Raw genomic sequence first — 16,806 nt, 5'->3', positions numbered from 1 at the left:
TCTGAGGTAAATCACTCAGAATCGGCGAATTGGCATATCCAGTTTCGCGTACGCGGGTGTCTACTTGATTCACCACGCCAAAACCGACCGATGGGAAGTGAAACCCGATGTCAGGCACTGCAATTGAGAACCATCAGCCCGTCGCTGTGATGACCTTCGCCGACGCGCGGGAGGCTATGCGAGCACACGAATACTGCGCGATGTTGGCGTGCCCCAGGAAACGCCAAGCAATCGCAAGATTGGTCGAGGCTCGACTGTTGGTGGCCAATCCTTCGACCTCGAAGAGGAAGTGACCCCATGGCCCTGAGCCACGAGCCGCCGGACTACCCGGTAATGAACCTCGAAGTAGCACGACGAGGCCGAGTCGCTCACGCTGCCTGCGACGCCGAAACATGCTCAGCCAAAGCCTATTTCGACAGGCGCGTCGTACGTTTGGAGAGTGAATCCAGCACTCTGAGGAGCTCCCGCAACCCCACCTCCCTGCGAACGACATGGAACATCTGGTAACACACCCGGTGCTCCACGGAGACGAAGAACGATGGGGTCGAGTGGGACTTCACTCCCTTTCGCTGGTCGGAATGGCACCTTCGGGGGACACGACTCTCGTTGTCGCCGTGCCATTGTCGAAGGTGACCGAAGCGGCAGCGACTCGATAATTCGGATCGGCAGCCTCCCACATTTCGGTGAGGGGATCGGCGGTATCGAACACGACCCTGGTGAACTCGTAATTCGGCTCGATCGCCATTCCGTCGGACCGGTAGGTGGACAACATGATCCAGTCGCGGACATCTCCGGCGCGGGTATCGAACGGTGCGCGGGTCCGAAGTACGATATTGCCGTGCCGGATCGGTTCGAGCACACGGGCTTTGGACGCGGCGCTGCGTCCGGTCAACATGGTGAGCGCTTCGAGATGGCCCGGCCTCGAGGACCGGAACCCCACCACCCTGCCCGGATACCGATTGCGGCCGAAATGCTCACGAATCTCGACTGGCATCGCGCTCCCGATCGTCAGTTCCGAAACCTCCACAACACGATGCATCCAATCATGCGAAGGAAGGGCCGTTCAGCATTCGCCGTCCCGAGCCGCGGTCGTCGACAACAAGGGGAGGACCGCGATATGGCGAATCGCTGGGTCGGAGTGACCGTCGACTGTGTCGATGTCGAACGGGTGGCGACCTTTTGGAGTGTGCTGCTGGACCGTCCGCGTGGGGCGTCCGAGCCCGGTTGGGTCTACCTCGGGCATGCCGGCGATGCGCTGCCTCGCCTCGTTTTTCAACCTGTGACCGCGCGCAAGCGCGGCAAGGTGCGCCTGCACCTCGATGTCGCCGTTGCTGACATCGAGGCGGGTATCGCCCAGGTCATCGCGCTCGGTGGTCGGTTCACCGGAGAACGACACGACTATGCCGAAGGCGTGGTCGTTGTCATGACCGATCCGGAAGGCCATGAATTCTGCCTGGTTCAGTACTACTGACAGGATCGTCCGTCAGCTCGGGGGGCGCAGGGCGGCGAATTCGTCGGTGACGCGGATTTCGGAGTCGGTGAAGCGGTAGAGGGCGGCGGGGCGGCCGCCGGCGCGGCCGGGGGAGGCGGTGGCGCCGGTGGGGGTGATGACGCCGCGGCGGGTCAGAACGCGTTGGAGGTTTGTGGTGTCTACGTCGTATCCGAGTGCGGCGCAGTAGATTTCGCGCAGGGTGGACATGGTGAATCGTTCGGGGGCAAGCGCGAAGGCGATATTGGTGTAGGAGAGTTTCGCGGCCAGGCGGTTGCGCGCGTGTTCGACGATGCCGCCGTGGTCGAAGGACATGGCGGGCAGGGCCGAGACCGGATGCCAGCGGGTGTCCGGGGGCAGGGCCGGTTCGGCGGTGAGGGGGACCAGCCCGAGGTAGGCCGAGGCGATACGGCGGTCGCCGGGGACTCGATTCGGGTCGCTGAATACCCAGACCTGTTCCAGATGGGTCAGTTCGCGGACATCGACCTTCTCGGCGAGCTGGCGGGCCGCCGAGGCGTCCAGGTCCTCACCGTCGCGCAGTTTGCCGCCGGGTAGTGACCAGGTGCCGATCGCGGGGTCCAGTGCGCGTTCCCACAGCAGTACGGCGAGTTCGGCGGTACCGCGTCCGGTGGGCGCGGATTTGCGCGCGGCAGCGGTCCTTGTGCCGCCGATACCACCTTCCGCACCGATTGAATCGCTTTGACCTGCGCTGATTCTGTCGGGGAAGCGGCGAACCTGGAACACGGCGGTGAGCGTTTCGTGAACAGTGCTACGATGGGCCACGTTTTCGATTCTAAGTCGAAAACCGGTTGTATGCGAATCGGCGAAGCGGCCGACCGCAGGAGAGAAGGAGCCATCCCATGGCTGCACTAGGTGCGACGATGCCGCTCACCGAGCGCATTGTGGACGGGCCCGCGGGGTACACCGGCGTCAACGCCACCCCCGAGTGGGCGCAGGAGATCAAGCGACTCGCGCGTGAGCGCAATGCGACGATCCTGGCGCACAACTACCAGCTCCCCGAGATCCAGGACATCGCCGACCATGTCGGCGACTCCCTCGCGCTCTCCCGGATCGCCGCCGAAGCGCCCGAGGACACCATCGTCTTCTGTGGCGTGCACTTCATGGCCGAGACCGCCAAGATCCTCAGCCCGGAAAAGACCGTGCTGATCCCGGATCAGCGCGCGGGCTGCTCGCTCGCCGACTCCATCACCGCGGACGACCTGCGCGAGTGGAAGGCCGAACACCCCGACGCCGTCGTGGTCTCGTACGTGAACACCACCGCCGCGGTGAAGGCGCTCACCGATATCTGCTGCACCTCGTCCAATGCGGTCGACGTGGTCGCCTCCATCGACCCGGACCGCGAGGTGCTCTTCCTGCCGGACCAGTTCCTGGGCGCGCACGTCAAGCGCATCACCGGCCGCGAGAACATGCACATCTGGATGGGCGAATGCCACGTGCATGCCGGTATCAACGGCGATGAGCTCAACGCGCAGGCCAAGAGCCACCCGGATGCCGAACTCTTCGTGCACCCCGAATGCGGTTGCGCCACTTCGGCTCTCTACCTGGCGGGCGCGGGCGAGTTCCCGGCCGAGCGGGTGCACATCCTGTCCACCGGCGGCATGATCGACGCCGCGAAGGCGGCGGCGGCGCGCAGCGACACAAAGGGCACAGCGAATCAGGTTCTGGTCGCCACCGAGGTCGGCATGCTGCACCAGCTGCGAAAAGCCGCCCCGGGCATCGACTTCCAGCCGGTCAACGACCGCGCCTCCTGCCAGTACATGAAGATGATCACCCCTGCCGCCCTGCTCCGCTGCCTGGTGGAGAACCGCGACGAGGTGCATGTGGACCCGGAAACCGCTGCGCTGGCTCGCAATTCGGTGCAGCGCATGATCGAGATCGGCAACCCCGGCGGCGGGGAATAGTCGAAGCTCGGTCGTTCGCCGGAAAGGGTGACAGCCGTGAGTATTTCCCTCACCTGGGAGGCCGAAGCGGATCTCGTGGTGGTGGGCGGCGGTGTCGCGGGACTGACCGCGGCGCGTACCGCCTCACTGCGCGGCCTGCGCGTCCTCACGCTCAGCAAGGGCGGGGCCACCGACACCTCCACGCAGTACGCGCAGGGTGGTATCGCAGTGGTCGCGCCGCACGGTGATTCGGTGGAATCGCATGTACAGGACACCGTCATCGCCGGGGCCGGACTCTGCGATCCCGAGGCGGTGCGCTCGATCGTCGAGGGCGGCCAGCACGCGGTCGCCGCGCTGACCGATCTCGGCGCGGTCTTCGATCAAGGTCGCGACGGCGAGGTCTCCCGCACCCGCGAGGGCGGCCACAGCACCCGGCGCATCATTCACGCGGGCGGCGACGCCACCGGAGCCGAGGTGCAGCGGGCCTTGAACGCGGCCGGACTACCGGTGCTCTTCGGCGCCGCCGTGGTCGAGATCGTGACCGGCCCGGATGGGGTGCAAGGCGTTATCGCGGTGTCGGACAAGGGATTCGGCATGGTGCACGCACCCGCCGTACTCCTGGCCACCGGTGGTCTCGGGCAGCTGTACGCGTGCAGCACCAACCCGCCCGGAGCCACCGCCGACGGTATCGCCCTGGCTCTGCGCGCCGGAGCCGTGGTCGCGGATCTGGAGTTCCTGCAGTTCCATCCCACCGTGCTGTTCACCCCGGGCGGTGTGGGCCGCAGGCCCCTCATCAGTGAGGCCGTCCGCGGTGAGGGCGCGATTCTGGTGGATTCCCAAGGGAATTCGGTCACCGCCGGAGTGCATCCGCGCGGCGATCTCGCACCCCGCGATGTGGTGTCGCGTGCCATTGCCGCGCGTATGCACGAACTCGGCACCGATCACGTATACCTCGACGGCCGCGCCGTCGAGGGCTTCGAGAAGCGCTTCCCGACCATCACCGCCTCCTGCCTGGCCGTCGGCATCGATCCGCGCGTCGATCTCATCCCCATCGCACCCGCCGCGCACTATCAGTGCGGTGGTGTGGTGACCGATACCAGCGGTCGCACAACGGTTCCCGGCCTGTACGCGGCGGGTGAGGTCGCCAGGACCGGACTGCACGGTGCCAATCGTCTGGCCTCCAACAGTCTCCTCGAGGGCCTGGTGGTCGGCGAACGCGCCGGCGCGGCCGCCGTCGAACGACTCGGCCGAGCCGAGCGCATTCCCGCGGGCAGGCAGTTCGCCGGAGTCGCCGCGCTCCCACGCGCGGACCGGAAACTGTTGCAGGAGTTGATGTCCGAGCACGCCGCGGTCGTCCGTGACGGTGACGGCCTGCGCGCCGCGGTGCTGCGACTGGTCGGTCTGATCACCGGCGGCGAAGCCGATGAGAGTGCCGATGTGCGGGCCGATGACCCGGCCGCGGTACTTCGGGATCTGGAGGACGCCGCGCTCACCCTGACCGCGCGCGCCCTACTCCTCGCAGCGGCCGCACGCACCGAAAGCCGTGGCTGCCACACCCGTTCGGACCATCCGGATCCGCGCGAGGAGCAGCGCCGCAGTATCGCGGTGCGCCTCGGCTCGGACGGCCGCCCGCAACTGATCACCGATGGCGCCGGTATGACGCCGTCCTGGCATCGCGACGCCTGCCCCGCCGCTCACTAGTACCCGCATTCGCTCGGTGATCCAGCGCGATCACACACTGAAGAAGGAGTGCCGCAATGTCTCTCGACGCCGGATTGGATCGCGACGAGGTGATCGCGCTCATTCGCCGGGCTCTCGACGAGGACCTGCGCTACGGGCCCGATATCACCACGGCCGCAACGGTTCCCGCCGATGCGGTGGCCAAGGCCGATATGGTGTCCCGCCAGCCCGGTACCGTCGCCGGACTCGATGTCGGGCTGCTGGTGCTGGATGAGGTGATCGGCGCGGGTAATTACGAGGTCACCGGCCGGGTCGCGGACGGCACCCGGGTGCAGCCGGGCGATACCGTACTGAGTCTGGTCGCGCCGACGCGTGGCCTGCTCACCGCGGAGCGCACCATGCTCAATCTGGTATGCCATATGTCCGGAATCGCGACGGCGACCTCCGCCTGGGTGGATGCCGTGGCGGGCACCGACTGCCGGATTCGCGACAGCCGCAAGACTTTGCCGGGTCTGCGCGCCCTGCAGAAGTACGCGGTGCGCACCGGCGGCGGCGTCAACCACCGCATGGGGCTCGGCGATGCCGCGCTGATCAAGGACAATCATGTGGTGGCCGCCGGTTCGGTGGTCGCGGCGCTGCGCGCGGTGCGCGAGCTGAATCCGACCATCGAATGCGAGGTCGAGGTGGACAGCCTGGAGCAGCTCGATGCCATCCTCGATGAGGATGTGCAGCTGGTGCTGCTGGACAATTTCCCGCTCTGGGCCACCCAGGCCGCGGTGCAGCGACGCAATAATCGCTCACCGCGGACCAAGCTGGAATCCTCGGGCAGTCTTTCGCTGAATGTGGCTGCGGAGTACGCGGGCACCGGGGTGGATTATCTCGCGGTCGGCGCACTCACCCATTCGGTCCGAGTATTGGACCTGGGTTTGGATATGTGAATCGCAATCCGAAATGTCCGAGATTCCCGAATTCAACCAGGAATTTCGCTGCGGGTTCAGCGGCGGTATTGCGGGGCCTCGGTAATCCAGCCGGTGCCACCGCATACCGAACACCACTGCACCACGCCGTTGACCAGGCCGTAATCGCCCTGGCCATCGCACATCGCGCAGTACCGCCAACCCCTATTCGGTGCCACGGTATCGAAGAAGATATTCAGAAAACCTTGGATCGCCATACAGCGCGCACTCCTCGCTCGGAATCCAAACTCACCAAGGGTGCGATATTCACCGAGCGATGTAAAGCGGTATCCAGCGGTCTTTACACGCCGAATTCGTGTGAATCCAGGTGCAGCACCTGACAAGCCTCCAGGACGGCGGCAACCTCGTGGGCATCGAGCCCGCCATTCACCGCACCGATCATGATTCCCAATTGCATTACAGCCCGCGCTTCGACGGGAGTATCGGTGCATTTGGCGATCTGCGCCATTACATAGGCGCGGCCGAACGCCGGATCCATACTCATGCGAGAGCAATTGTCCTCGAAGAGATTTCGCAGCTCATCGGCTGGAAACTGCTGTAGCGCCGGATCCGCTCCGATGCGCTGGGCCACCCGCGCCCGATGTTCGGGATCGACACCGCCGTCCGCCGCCGCCACCAGGGCGCAGAGACCGACGGTGGCATCCCGGAATGACCCACTACGCAACTCGTTTCGCTGGGTGAGCAACTGCTCCCGCCAGCGCACCGTCTGCTCGGGCAACCGGCCGAGGGAGATCGAATGGGGAACCAGGCGGTTCAGGAAAGCCATGACACACTCCGAAATGATCTCCCGGACTCACGGATCCCGCGTCGGTGTCCGGACTGTGCAGATGTACGAACAGACCCTAACAGTCGGACACCTGGTGAAGACTGGGAAATCCGTGTGCGAACCCACAGTATTCGCTGATTGGCGGGGCGCGAGAACGGTTCCGGCCGTGCGGGATTCGGCTGAGGAATGTGGATCCCGGCCAAAAACATGCCGGGATGACGGAGGGTTCGTGCCGGGGTGGCGGGGGATTCTCGTCGGGCTTATGCGGGGATTCGTGCCGCGTGGGAAGGGTTCGGGCCGGGCTGGCGCGGGCTTTGTCAGGCGGTGAGTTCGCGTTCCAGGGGAGTTCGGAAGCGGGGGATGGGGCGGACGTCGCCGTACCAGGTGGTCAGGCGGGCGGCTTCGGCTTCGATGCGGGATTCGGCCTCGGAGCCGATATCTTCCAGTAGCCGCCAGACGATTTCGCCGTCGGGGCGCTGCGCCCAACCACCGACGATGCGGCCGTCGCACCAGATGGTCGGGCCGACATTGCCATTGCGGTCGAAGAGCGCCGGACCGTGTTCGCCCAGATACCAGTCGCGGGACTGCCACCCCATCGGTGTGGGATCGAGGGCGGGTAGCAGGGCGACCCACGGGTCGGGAGTCGGCACGGGATCGAGATCCTCGGCGAGCAGCACCCCGGTCCCACCGCCGAGGTCCACCTCGGCGGTATCGAGTTGCGCGAGGGTTTTGCGGACCTCGCCGAGGGTCCAGCCCGTCCACCATTTGATATCGCTCACCGGCGCGGGACCGAAGGCGGACAACCACTTTCGCACCAGCTCGGCGCGCGCCTGCTCGGCGGTGAGCGCCGGAATACCCTCGGGCAGCCAGGATTCGATCGGCGCCCAGGTGTATTGGCTGCTGCTCCAACTCCCATTGGGCCGCCCGCGCACAATGCGGCCCTCGGCACCGAGAATCACCAGCACCCAGGTGGTGATGCTGGTCGGCTTGGAGTACGACTTGCCCGGCGCGGTATCGACCTGCGTGCGCAACCGCGGCACCAGCTTGCTCAGCTGCGCCCCGGTGGCGGTGCCGCGCGTCAGCAGTGCGTCATGCGTCTCGGCCTCTACTTCGCGCAGCCACGCGGCCACATCACCGTCCACTCCCTCGGCGCTCTCGAGATACCGCCCATAGGTCTTGCGCTGCTTATGCGCCAGCGCGTCCGCACACGACGCCTGCAGCGCCGGAACCAATTCGATCGGTGCGATGAACATGGTGCGCCGCATGGCCAGCATGCGTAGCAGCGTCCGGTCCTCGTACAGCGCCTTCTCCACATGCCCGGGTTCCAGACCCCGGCTGCGCGCGGCCACCGACAGGAAAACCGTCGCCGGGTCGGTGGCGTGCAACACCACCAGCGACCGCACGATCGCCTGCACATCATCGGTGCGTTCGGCCGTGGCCAGCCGATGCCGTACCCCGACCCGAGCCCGCCGCTCCGCAACATCCATCGAACGCATGGGCGAATATTAGCCGCCGAGTACGACATTCGACCGACATCCGCCGCCGGGTCCGCGAACCGGTGTCGACCACATGTCATGATTCGGCCATGTCAGGTCGGCGATGGGCGATGTGCGGCACGGTTCTCGGCGTTCTCACCACTCTGCTGATCGCCGCGCCGGAGGTCTCGGCCGAGCAGCCGGTCGCGGTCCGCGAGGTGACCTTGACCGTGGATGGCGAACAGGCCACCGGGCGGGTGTACGAGCCCGAGGGCGCCGCCGGGGATCTGATCGTGGCGGTGCACGGGCATGCGGGCAGCGCCGCCGACTTCCCCGAGTACATGGCCTCGATCGCCCGGCAGACCAACGCGGCCCTGCTGACCATGGACCAGCGCTCGGACACCGGACGCTGGCGCACCGGCGACTGGAATGTCTGGGCGGGCTGGCAGGACGTCGTGGCCGCGACCCAGTGGTATCGCGGTGAACATCCCGGTGGCCGCACCCTGCTGTGGGGTTGGAGCCAGGGCGGATTGACCAGCGGCCTGGCCGCCGCCTACGCCCCGCCGGGGACCTACGACTACTGGGTCGACACCTTCGGCCAGGCCGATGACTTCCTGTCCTGGGCCGAGGCCCCGCTCGCGGGTCCGGGGCTGCGCCCGCAGATCGAGCGTGATGCGGGGGATTGCGGCCCGCTGGCCTGTCCCGGTGCGTACGCCGCTCGCTCCCCGGCACTGCAGGCGGCTCGAATCAATGTGCGGCGCACCGTACTTCTGCACGGCACCGCCGACAGCCTCGTTCCGTTCAGCTCCACGCTGGAGATGCGCGCGGCCCTGGCCGCCGCCGGAAAACCGGTCTCGATGTACACCATTATGAGCGGCCGTGACCTGGACGGCAGCGTAGCGCCCGCCGGACACGGACTCGGTCCGGTCTTCTACGAATCCGGTTGTGTCGTACAGCGATTGCTCTTCGATACCGAGCCGCCGGGCCCTGACTTCCTGGTCGACACCGCGAACGGCATCAACACCGCGCCCCCGCCGCCGCCGAACTCCAAGTGCGCCAACTGATTCGATCCGCTCAATCGGCGCTGACCGCCGGTGGGTGGCGAACTCACGAATCGTGAGCAGCCGCAACCGATCCAGCAGCGCGATCCTGGGCTGAGGCTAGGGGGCGGCGATCACGGTGTCCATGAAATCCGGATATGCCGTCTCGGACGATCCCGGTCGGTGGCGTCCAGTGATCTCCGGGCAAACTTGGGAAGAATGCCCAAAATCGGAACATCTTCGTGTTGTGGCGAGTTGGCGCAGAAGAACCTGAATGAAAATGGAGGCCGTGATGACGAACCAGGTGGATCCGTCCTATCTGTGGAGCGGTGCGGAGCTGGATCTCGACGCGTATCTGAACCGCATCGGATTCACCGGTGAGCGCACGCCCACCCTGGCCACACTCCGAGCTCTCGTCCGGGCGCACACCACCACCATCCCGTTCGAGAATCTGGAGTCGATCCTCGGCCGCGGTGTGCCGCTGGATCTGGAGTCGTTGCAGGACAAGCTGATCCGGCAGCGCCGCGGCGGCTACTGCTACGAGAACGTGCTCCTGTTCGCCGCGGCGCTCGAGCGTTTCGGCTTCGTATTCACCGGCATCTCCGGCCGAGTCACCATGGGCGCCAGTGGATTGCGCCCCGCCACGCACGCCCTGCTGCGCGTGCGCCCGGTCGATGACGAGCGGGCCTGGCTCTGCGATGTCGGGTTCGGGTCGGGGCCGCTCGAACCGATCGAACTCACCGCCGATCGCGGCGAATTCTCGCTCGGCGCATGGCGTTACCGCCTCGAGCTCGGTGCGGACGCACTCGGCGGTGAGCTCTGGACGCTCTTCCAGTTCGGCCGGGACGGCTGGGTGGATCGCTATACCTTCAGCCCGAATCCGCAGTATCGAGCGGACTACACGGTCGGTAATCACTTCGTCTCGACTTCACCGCGGTCACCGTTCACCGCGCGTCCGTTCATCCAGCGCTTCCTGTCCGACGTGCATCATCAGATCGACGGCACCACCTGGACAATCGGCTATCCGGACGGAACGGGCGAAGTTCGCGAATTGGACGCGGCGGAGCTGCCCAAGGCGCTGAGCGAGGTGTTCGACATCGAACTCTCCGACGCCGATGCGGCGCAGCTCACCCGCGCGGAATGGCCCGCCGCCACGGCGGATCGCGCCGCGGCGCCGCTGAATCCACCCACCGCGACACGCGAGAACTGAAATCCCGTCCCACGCGGTGAGATCCGAGTTTATGCGGCAGAATTCGCTGTCATGTCATGGAACTACTCTGAGCAGCAGATTCACGTGGCCGGTCACATAAACGTCACCTGGCTGCGGCATTGATCTCACCGAGATCTCGCTCATATCTCACGCTGACGTCGGCGCGACGCCTACGGCCCGCTACACTCATGCGGGGAAACACGCGGGCAACCGCGTCGTCACAGTCACCATCGCGCAGAATTTCGGAGTAGTGCCATCGAAACCGGCCAAGTGATCGCAGGGCATTACCGCCTGGTCGAACGGATTGGTAGCGGCGGCACAGGCGTCGTCTGGCGAGCCGTCGACGAGCGGCTGGAGCGTTCGGTGGCGATCAAACAGATCATCACCCAGCCGAGCCTGTCCGCGGCCGACAAGGACATCGTGCGTCAGCGCGCTGCCCGTGAGGCCCGCAATGCCGCTCGCTTCCAGCATCCCAACGCCATCGTGGTGTTCGACATTACCGAGCACGAGGGCGACCCATGCCTCGTCATGGAGTACCTGCCGTCGCAGAGTCTGGCGGTGGTGCTCTCCTCGCAGGGCACGCTGCCCCTGCCGCAGGTCGCTCGCATCGGTGAGCAGGTCGCGTCGGCGTTGATCGCCGCGCACCGGGTGGGCATCGTGCATCGCGATGTGAAGCCCGGCAATATCCTGCTCGGCGACAACGGGGCGGTGAAGATCACCGACTTCGGCATCTCCAAGGCCAAGGGTGACGTCACCCTGACCGCCACCGGACTCATCTCCGGCACCGCCGCCTACCTCGCACCCGAGGTCGCGCGCGGCGCCGAACCGAGCCCGGCCGCCGACGTATTCGCCTTGGGCGCAACACTTTTCCACGCTCTCGAGGGTGAACCGCCGTACGGCACCAACCCGAATCCGCTCGCACTGCTCTATGCGGCGGCCAATGGTCAGATCAGCACGCCGCGCAATGCCGGACCGCTGAGTGATCTGCTGCTGGCCCTGCTCAGCTTCGAGCCGGAGGATCGGCCGAGCATGACCGAGGTCCGCGACATCATGGCGGAGTTCGCGGAGATCGGTCCGGATGCCGAGGCCACCCGGGTGATGGCCGCGCGCCGTAGTGGGGCCCTGACCCCGCCTCCAGCGAAACCGGTCGGTACTCGGCCCGCGCCGCAGCGCGGCAATACCCGGCAGATGGATCGCCGCGGCGCCAATGCCGATATTCCGACCGGCGCCATGAGTCAGGCGCAGCTGCTGGAGACCCCGCCGCCGCGGCCTTCCGTCGACGGCGGTCCGCCGACGCGCTCCACTCCGCGTCCGGATATCGAACCGCGCTCCAACAAGAAGATCGTATGGGCGGCCCTGATCGCGGCGGTCGTCGTGGCCGGCGCCGTGGTCGCGGGCATTCTGAGCTCCTCGGGCTCGGACAACTCCGGCGGTCCGTCCGGTGACACCAGCGCCACCAAGGCGGCGGTGCAGACCACCACCGGTAAGGGCACCGCGGGCGCGCTCGGCCAGACCAAGAGCGCCGGACAGGTGAGCGTGCAGAACGGCGCGGACGCCGTCCAGGCGTTCTACGACGGCCTGGTCTACCTGAGCTTCGGCGATGCGTGGAACAAGCTCACCCCCGCAGCGCAGCAGGTGTACGGCAGCCAGTCGGGCTTCCAGTCCTACTGGACCGATAATCGGGTGCAGCGGTACTCCACCATCACCGGTGCGCGCGGCGCCTCGGACAGCGTGAATTCCGATGGCTCGGCCGATATCTCGGTGGGCAGCGTCTCGGCCGGTGGGCAGACCAAGTCCTTCACCCTGCGGGTGATCGACGCGGGCGGCGGCACCCTGAAGATCGACAGCGATACCAAGATGTAGTTCGCACAAGCTAAGTCACTGCGCCGCACCGGAATCCCGGTGCGGCGCACTGCTTTTTCAGGGCCTGTTACGGAATCGCCGGAGTGGTTAGTCTTTCGATATGAACGTGCGCCAGCTGCTCAGGGATGAGCGCGGGGAACTGGTCGAGCTATTGCGGTCGCTGAGCGATCAGGAGTGGGAGACGCCGTCGCTCTGTGCGGGCTGGCGGGTGCGAGATGTGGTCGGGCATTTGCAGACCGATTCGGTCGGGCTGCCGAGCTATCTGCTGATGGGATTGCGCGCCGGATCGGTCAATGGCACCAATACCGCAGTGGTGGAGCACTTTTCGACGCTTCCCAATGCCGAACTGGTGGATCGGCTGGAAAAGGCCAACGGATGGTTCTCGCGGTACATGCCCAAGACCGCGCTCGCGGATACCTTTGTGCACCAGCAGGATATTCGCCGCCCGCTGGGGCGTGAGCGCAAGATTCCGGCCGAACGGTTGATCGCGGTGCTCGAGCATCCCGACCCGTTCGCCTCGCCCGGACGGTACCTGAAGGGGCTGCGCTGGGAGGCCACCGACGCCGACTGGTCGCGTGGCTCCGGACCACTGGTGCGCGGTCCGGGCGAGGCTTTGGCGCTGGCCATGGTCGGGCGGACCGTCGCGCTGGACGATCTCGACGGCGACGGTGTTCCCGAACTGCGGGTGCGCTGCGGCTAGACGGACCGGGTCTCGGCGGCGAGGCTCGCCAGCAACTGTAATGCGTTGGCGCTGGGTGAATCCGCCTCGACGGTATGCGCGATCAAGCCCTGATCGGGATCGTCCGGCAGGCGCAGGGTCTCGAAGCCGAGATCGATACGGCCGACCACCGGATGCAGGTACACGTACCGGCCGTGCGTCTTGTCCTCGAGCGCGTGCTCATCCCAGTGCTCGCGGAACTCCGCACTGGAGTCGAGCAGTTCGGCAATGAGATCCGCAATGCCGGCATCGCCGGGATTGCGTGAGGCGTCCAGGCGCAGATACGCCACCACATCGGCGGCCTTGCCGGGCCAATCCTCATACAGCTCGCGCATGCCCTCATCCAGGAAGACCAGCCGCGCCAGATTCCGCTCGCGCGGCGGGAGCGCCGAGAAGTCGGTGATCAGCGCCGCCGCCAGTCGATTCCACGCCAGCACATTGGTACCCCGGCCGACGATATACGCGGGCACATCCGCCGCCGACTCCAGCAAGCGCCGCAATCCCGGCCGGACCTGCTGCTCCCCGGGCTGCTCCGCACCGGACCAGGGCCGCGCCAACCGGTAGAAGTGCTCTCGCTCCACCGGATTCAAGCGCAGTGCCCGCGCCACCGCATCGAGCACCGACTCCGAGAAGTGCAGTGTGCGCCCCTGCTCCAACCGCACATAGTGATCGACACTCACCCCGGCCAGCAGCGCCAACTCCTCGCGCCGCAGGCCGGGCACCCGCCGCCGCGCCCCATGATCGATCAGCCCCACCTCCTGCGGACTCAATCGAGCCCGCCGCGAGCGTAGGAATTCACCGAGTTCGGCACGCCGGTCCAAGGTCATGCGATGAGTATCGCGTGCTCGCCCACGTCTATTCCTGGTCACGCCATGCCCAGGCTCCGAGCTGGAGCTGCCTGCCCCGCCTGACGAAAGGGCCTGGTGCGCATGGGCTCGGGCGTGGTGGTCAGCGACAGGTCAGGTCCCGGTCGGGGCGGGTGCCGTCGCGCAAGAATCGTTCGACGGCCTCGTTCGCGCAGGACAGCGGTGACGGGTAGGCGCCGTGACCGCCGGAGCCTACGGTGATCATGCGGGCGCGGTCGCCGTAGGCAGTGCGCAGGTTGAGCGCGCCGCCGTACGGCGTGGCCGGATCGCGCAGGTTCTGGATCATCAGCACATTCGACGGGCCGTCCGGGGTGACGACCGTCTTCTCGGCGGCCGGGTAGGGCCAGAACGTGCAGGGGGAGACGTTCTGCGGCAGCCCGGCCGTGAGGGGATGCTCGGCGCGACTCTTCGCCACCGCGCCCACGTAGTCGGAAATCGTTGTGGGCCAGGCGGCGTCATTGCAGATGGTGCCCACCGCGACCGCGGTGCGCTGCTGGACGACGCGCTCCGGTGGGCCGGGCTCGGCCTCGGGCAGCGTGGCCGATGCCGCGGCCGCCCGGATCATTCGCGCCAGATCGGGAAAGCGATCATCGCGGTAGAGGGCGTCCAGCAGCATTTGCCGCAGGCCATTGCCGGTCAGTTGGCCCAGTCGCGATCCCGGCCAGGGGAGCGGTGCGCTGTCGAGTCGCGCTGCGAGGTCCAGGAATTCGGTGCGGACGGCCTCCGGCGTATCGGCAACGCGGTCGGGGTTGGCCGGATCCGAGGCCCAGCGCGCGAAATCCGGGAACCGATCCTCCACCCCGACCGCGTAATTGGCGTTCCATTCCCGCTCCACCCGTTCGGGGGCGGGATCGTCGTTGCTGTCCAACAGGATTCGATCGGTCCGCTCCGGGAACAGCGTCGCGTACACCGAGGTCGCGTAGGTGCCATAGGACTCACCCCACGCCGAGATCGTGTTCTCGCCCAGCGCCGCTCGAACGCGATCCATATCGCGGGCCTCGGTGCGCGTGCCCATGGAGCGCATCAGCGCACCGCCGTTATCGGCGCAGCCCTTCGCGATTCGCTGGGAGACGGCGATATTCGCCGAGATATCCCCATCGCCGCGCGGCCAGCCGCGGAACCGCTCCAGGACGAGGTCATCGGGGTCCAGTCGGCAATCGGCAGTGGTGCTCTCGCCCGAACCGCGCGGGTCGAAGCTGGCCAGATCGTAGATATCACGCACTGCCGCAGGAAGTTTCGCGCTCGCGGTGCTCGGCTGGTTCAGGCCCGGCCCGCCGGGGCCGCCGGGCACCAGCAGCATGACGCCATGCCTGGACTCCGGATGCGCGCTGCGAATACGGGAGACGGCGAGGGTGATCTGCTCGCCGTCTGGATGGGAGTAGTCCAGCGGCACCTGAATGCGGGTGCACTCCTGTCGCGGATCGAGTCCGCTGCCCCGGCAGCTCTGCCACTCCAGCGCCGTCGCGGCGGGGGAGGTGCGGCAGGCCGAGATCGTCGAGACCGAGAGAACCGTAAGTGCCACAAGGGCTCCGAGACGATATGTGCTCTTCACCCCGTCGACGCTAGGAACCTCGCGCACCCGCCCGCATCACCCTCCGGAGCTGTCCCGTCCTGCCTCCACGGTCGCATCCTGGTCATGCCGTGCCCAGGCTCGCGCGGCACTGTTTACCGTGCTCGCACCGTACGAAAGTAGTGCTCACAGCCGGAACGGATCCGGCCCCGCGGCTCGCCGCGACAGGATTTCTACAGGAGATTCGCATGAGCAACACCCGCCCCTTCGGCGATACCGGTATGGATATCACCCCGCTGGGCTTCGGTACCTGGGTGATCGCCGGCCCCGGCTGGGAGTACTCGTGGGGTGCCACCGATGACGCCGAATCCATCGCCGCCATCCGGCACGCGGTGGACAGCGGCCTCAACTGGCTCGACACCGCCGCAGCGTACGGTCTCGGCCACGCCGAAACCCTGGTCGGCCGGGCGCTCGCCGACCTGCCCGAGGCCGACCGGCCGTACCTGTTCACCAAGACCGGTCTCATCTGGGAGGAGGGCGACGACCGCTCCGGTCCGCCGCGCCGCATCATGCGACCGGAGGTCATTCGCGCCGAACTGGAGTCGTCACTGCGCCGCCTGCGCGTCGACCACATCGACCTCTACCAGGTGCACTGGCCCGACACCGGCGCGGTCTTCGTCTACGGCGGCGAGGGCGAGAGCCTGGTGCAGCCCACCCCGCTGGAGGAGTACTGGCAGCTGATGGCCGACTTCAAGAAGGAGGGCAAGGTCCGCGCCATCGGCCTCTCCAATCACTCGGTGGCGGAACTGGATCGGGCCGAGGCCGTGGCGCACGTGGATGCCATCCAGCCGCCGTTCTCCGCGATCAACCGCTCCTCCGCCCCCGAAATCGCCTGGGCGGAGCAGCATTCCACCGGCGTGATCGTCTATTCGCCGATGCACTCCGGCCTGCTCACCGGCGCCTTCACCGCCGACCGCGAACTCGCCGCCGACGACTGGCGTTCCGCCAGCCCGGATTTCACCACCGGCCTGCCCGCCAATCTGGCCCTGGTCGACGCCCTGCGCCCCATCGCCGCCCGCCACGGTGTGACGGTCGCCGAGGTCGCGCTGGCCTGGGTCAACTCCTGGCCCGGAATAACCGGCGCCATTGTCGGAGCCCGCAATGCCGCCCAAATCGACGGCTGGACAGGCGCTCTCACCCTCGAGCTCACCCCCGCCGACCTCGGGGAAATCGCCACGGCCATCACCACAACGGGTGCGGGCACCGGCCCCAACCGCGCCTGAGATCGAGCCAGGCACAGATATCCCATCC

At 66.9% G+C, this 16,806-nt stretch carries 16 protein-coding genes; 9 read left to right on the top strand and 7 right to left on the bottom strand.

Annotation, left to right across the window (positions count from 1 at the left end):
- Window positions 1-556: 556 nt before the first annotated feature.
- Window positions 557-994, bottom strand: coding sequence for a hypothetical protein (locus OHB26_RS37180; RefSeq protein ID WP_330181917.1), 438 nt, complete (start codon window positions 992-994; stop codon window positions 557-559).
- Between the two features lie 123 nt (window positions 995-1,117).
- Between OHB26_RS37180 and OHB26_RS37175 the strand changes: the two genes are divergently transcribed.
- On the top strand, window positions 1,118-1,471 hold the full coding sequence (locus OHB26_RS37175) for a VOC family protein (protein ID WP_330181916.1): 354 nt from the start codon (window positions 1,118-1,120) through the stop codon (window positions 1,469-1,471).
- Window positions 1,472-1,483: 12 nt separating this feature from the next.
- On the opposite strand, the gene OHB26_RS37170 is transcribed toward OHB26_RS37175, so the two are convergent.
- Window positions 1,484-2,272 (bottom strand): NUDIX hydrolase, encoded by a 789-nt coding sequence (locus tag OHB26_RS37170; RefSeq protein ID WP_330181915.1) that lies wholly within the window; start codon window positions 2,270-2,272, stop codon window positions 1,484-1,486.
- Between the two features lie 77 nt (window positions 2,273-2,349).
- Here OHB26_RS37170 and nadA point away from each other — a divergent pair, with 77 nt between their 5' ends.
- From nadA to nadC, 3 genes are read left to right on the top strand one after another with little or no spacing between them, the layout of a single operon-like run.
- Entirely contained in the window at window positions 2,350-3,411 is a 1,062-nt protein-coding gene (nadA, locus tag OHB26_RS37165) for a quinolinate synthase NadA (RefSeq protein ID WP_330181914.1), read from the top strand.
- Between the two features lie 36 nt (window positions 3,412-3,447).
- On the top strand, window positions 3,448-5,091 hold the full coding sequence (locus tag OHB26_RS37160; protein ID WP_442942805.1) for an L-aspartate oxidase: 1,644 nt from the start codon (window positions 3,448-3,450) through the stop codon (window positions 5,089-5,091).
- Between the two features lie 56 nt (window positions 5,092-5,147).
- Window positions 5,148-6,008: a carboxylating nicotinate-nucleotide diphosphorylase gene (gene nadC, locus OHB26_RS37155; RefSeq protein WP_330181912.1), complete on the top strand. Its 861-nt coding sequence runs from the start codon at window positions 5,148-5,150 to the stop codon at window positions 6,006-6,008.
- A gap of 56 nt (window positions 6,009-6,064) precedes the next feature.
- Here the strand turns inward: nadC and OHB26_RS37150 are convergent, their stop codons facing one another.
- The 3 genes from OHB26_RS37150 to OHB26_RS37140 form a co-directional block, all read right to left on the bottom strand.
- Entirely contained in the window at window positions 6,065-6,244 is a 180-nt protein-coding gene (locus OHB26_RS37150; protein WP_330181911.1) for a hypothetical protein, read from the bottom strand.
- A gap of 83 nt (window positions 6,245-6,327) precedes the next feature.
- Window positions 6,328-6,813, bottom strand: coding sequence for a tellurite resistance TerB family protein (locus OHB26_RS37145; protein WP_330181910.1), 486 nt, complete (start codon window positions 6,811-6,813; stop codon window positions 6,328-6,330).
- 317 nt (window positions 6,814-7,130) lie between these two features.
- Complete coding sequence (locus OHB26_RS37140) at window positions 7,131-8,309, bottom strand: winged helix DNA-binding domain-containing protein (RefSeq protein ID WP_330181909.1); 1,179 nt, start codon at window positions 8,307-8,309, stop codon at window positions 7,131-7,133.
- Window positions 8,310-8,398: 89 nt separating this feature from the next.
- Here OHB26_RS37140 and OHB26_RS37135 point away from each other — a divergent pair, with 89 nt between their 5' ends.
- The 4 genes from OHB26_RS37135 to OHB26_RS37120 all read left to right on the top strand — a co-directional run bounded on the left by OHB26_RS37135 (window position 8,399) and on the right by OHB26_RS37120 (window position 13,101).
- Entirely contained in the window at window positions 8,399-9,352 is a 954-nt protein-coding gene (locus tag OHB26_RS37135) for an alpha/beta hydrolase family protein (RefSeq protein WP_330181908.1), read from the top strand.
- A gap of 268 nt (window positions 9,353-9,620) precedes the next feature.
- Window positions 9,621-10,538: an arylamine N-acetyltransferase family protein gene (locus tag OHB26_RS37130; protein ID WP_330181907.1), complete on the top strand. Its 918-nt coding sequence runs from the start codon at window positions 9,621-9,623 to the stop codon at window positions 10,536-10,538.
- A gap of 270 nt (window positions 10,539-10,808) precedes the next feature.
- Window positions 10,809-12,401, top strand: a complete 1,593-nt coding sequence (locus OHB26_RS37125; RefSeq protein WP_330181906.1) for a serine/threonine-protein kinase — start codon at window positions 10,809-10,811, stop codon at window positions 12,399-12,401.
- A 100-nt stretch (window positions 12,402-12,501) separates the two neighbouring features.
- Entirely contained in the window at window positions 12,502-13,101 is a 600-nt protein-coding gene (locus OHB26_RS37120) for a maleylpyruvate isomerase family mycothiol-dependent enzyme (RefSeq protein ID WP_330181905.1), read from the top strand.
- Here OHB26_RS37120 and OHB26_RS37115 read toward each other — a convergent pair.
- Entirely contained in the window at window positions 13,098-13,946 is an 849-nt protein-coding gene (locus tag OHB26_RS37115) for a helix-turn-helix transcriptional regulator (RefSeq protein WP_330181904.1), read from the bottom strand. The two genes, OHB26_RS37120 and OHB26_RS37115, sit on opposite strands and share 4 nt — an antisense overlap.
- Window positions 13,947-14,067: 121 nt before the next feature.
- Window positions 14,068-15,507, bottom strand: a complete 1,440-nt coding sequence (locus OHB26_RS37110) for an alpha/beta hydrolase (RefSeq protein ID WP_330181903.1) — start codon at window positions 15,505-15,507, stop codon at window positions 14,068-14,070.
- Window positions 15,508-15,743: 236 nt separating this feature from the next.
- Here OHB26_RS37110 and OHB26_RS37105 point away from each other — a divergent pair, with 236 nt between their 5' ends.
- Window positions 15,744-16,778, top strand: coding sequence for an aldo/keto reductase (locus OHB26_RS37105; protein WP_330181902.1), 1,035 nt, complete (start codon window positions 15,744-15,746; stop codon window positions 16,776-16,778).
- Window positions 16,779-16,806: the final 28 nt, after the last annotated feature.

The sequence above is a fragment of the Nocardia sp. NBC_01503 genome (genome assembly GCF_036327755.1).
Lineage (GTDB): Bacteria > Actinomycetota > Actinomycetes > Mycobacteriales > Mycobacteriaceae > Nocardia.
The sequence above is the reverse complement of the archived record's forward strand: the minus strand, read 5'-3'. Positions and strand labels throughout refer to the sequence as shown.

Coding starts and splice junctions, on each gene's coding strand:
- OHB26_RS37180 (WP_330181917.1), bottom strand. CDS start 994: ATGCCAGTCGAGATTCGTGAGCATTTCGGCCGCAATCGGTATCCGGGC.
- OHB26_RS37175 (WP_330181916.1), top strand. CDS start 1,118: ATGGCGAATCGCTGGGTCGGAGTGACCGTCGACTGTGTCGATGTCGAA.
- nadA (WP_330181914.1), top strand. CDS start 2,350: ATGGCTGCACTAGGTGCGACGATGCCGCTCACCGAGCGCATTGTGGAC.
- nadC (WP_330181912.1), top strand. CDS start 5,148: ATGTCTCTCGACGCCGGATTGGATCGCGACGAGGTGATCGCGCTCATT.
- OHB26_RS37150 (WP_330181911.1), bottom strand. CDS start 6,244: ATGGCGATCCAAGGTTTTCTGAATATCTTCTTCGATACCGTGGCACCG.
- OHB26_RS37145 (WP_330181910.1), bottom strand. CDS start 6,813: ATGGCTTTCCTGAACCGCCTGGTTCCCCATTCGATCTCCCTCGGCCGG.
- OHB26_RS37140 (WP_330181909.1), bottom strand. CDS start 8,309: ATGCGTTCGATGGATGTTGCGGAGCGGCGGGCTCGGGTCGGGGTACGG.
- OHB26_RS37135 (WP_330181908.1), top strand. CDS start 8,399: ATGTCAGGTCGGCGATGGGCGATGTGCGGCACGGTTCTCGGCGTTCTC.
- OHB26_RS37130 (WP_330181907.1), top strand. CDS start 9,621: ATGACGAACCAGGTGGATCCGTCCTATCTGTGGAGCGGTGCGGAGCTG.
- OHB26_RS37120 (WP_330181905.1), top strand. CDS start 12,502: ATGAACGTGCGCCAGCTGCTCAGGGATGAGCGCGGGGAACTGGTCGAG.
- OHB26_RS37115 (WP_330181904.1), bottom strand. CDS start 13,946: ATGACCTTGGACCGGCGTGCCGAACTCGGTGAATTCCTACGCTCGCGG.
- OHB26_RS37105 (WP_330181902.1), top strand. CDS start 15,744: ATGAGCAACACCCGCCCCTTCGGCGATACCGGTATGGATATCACCCCG.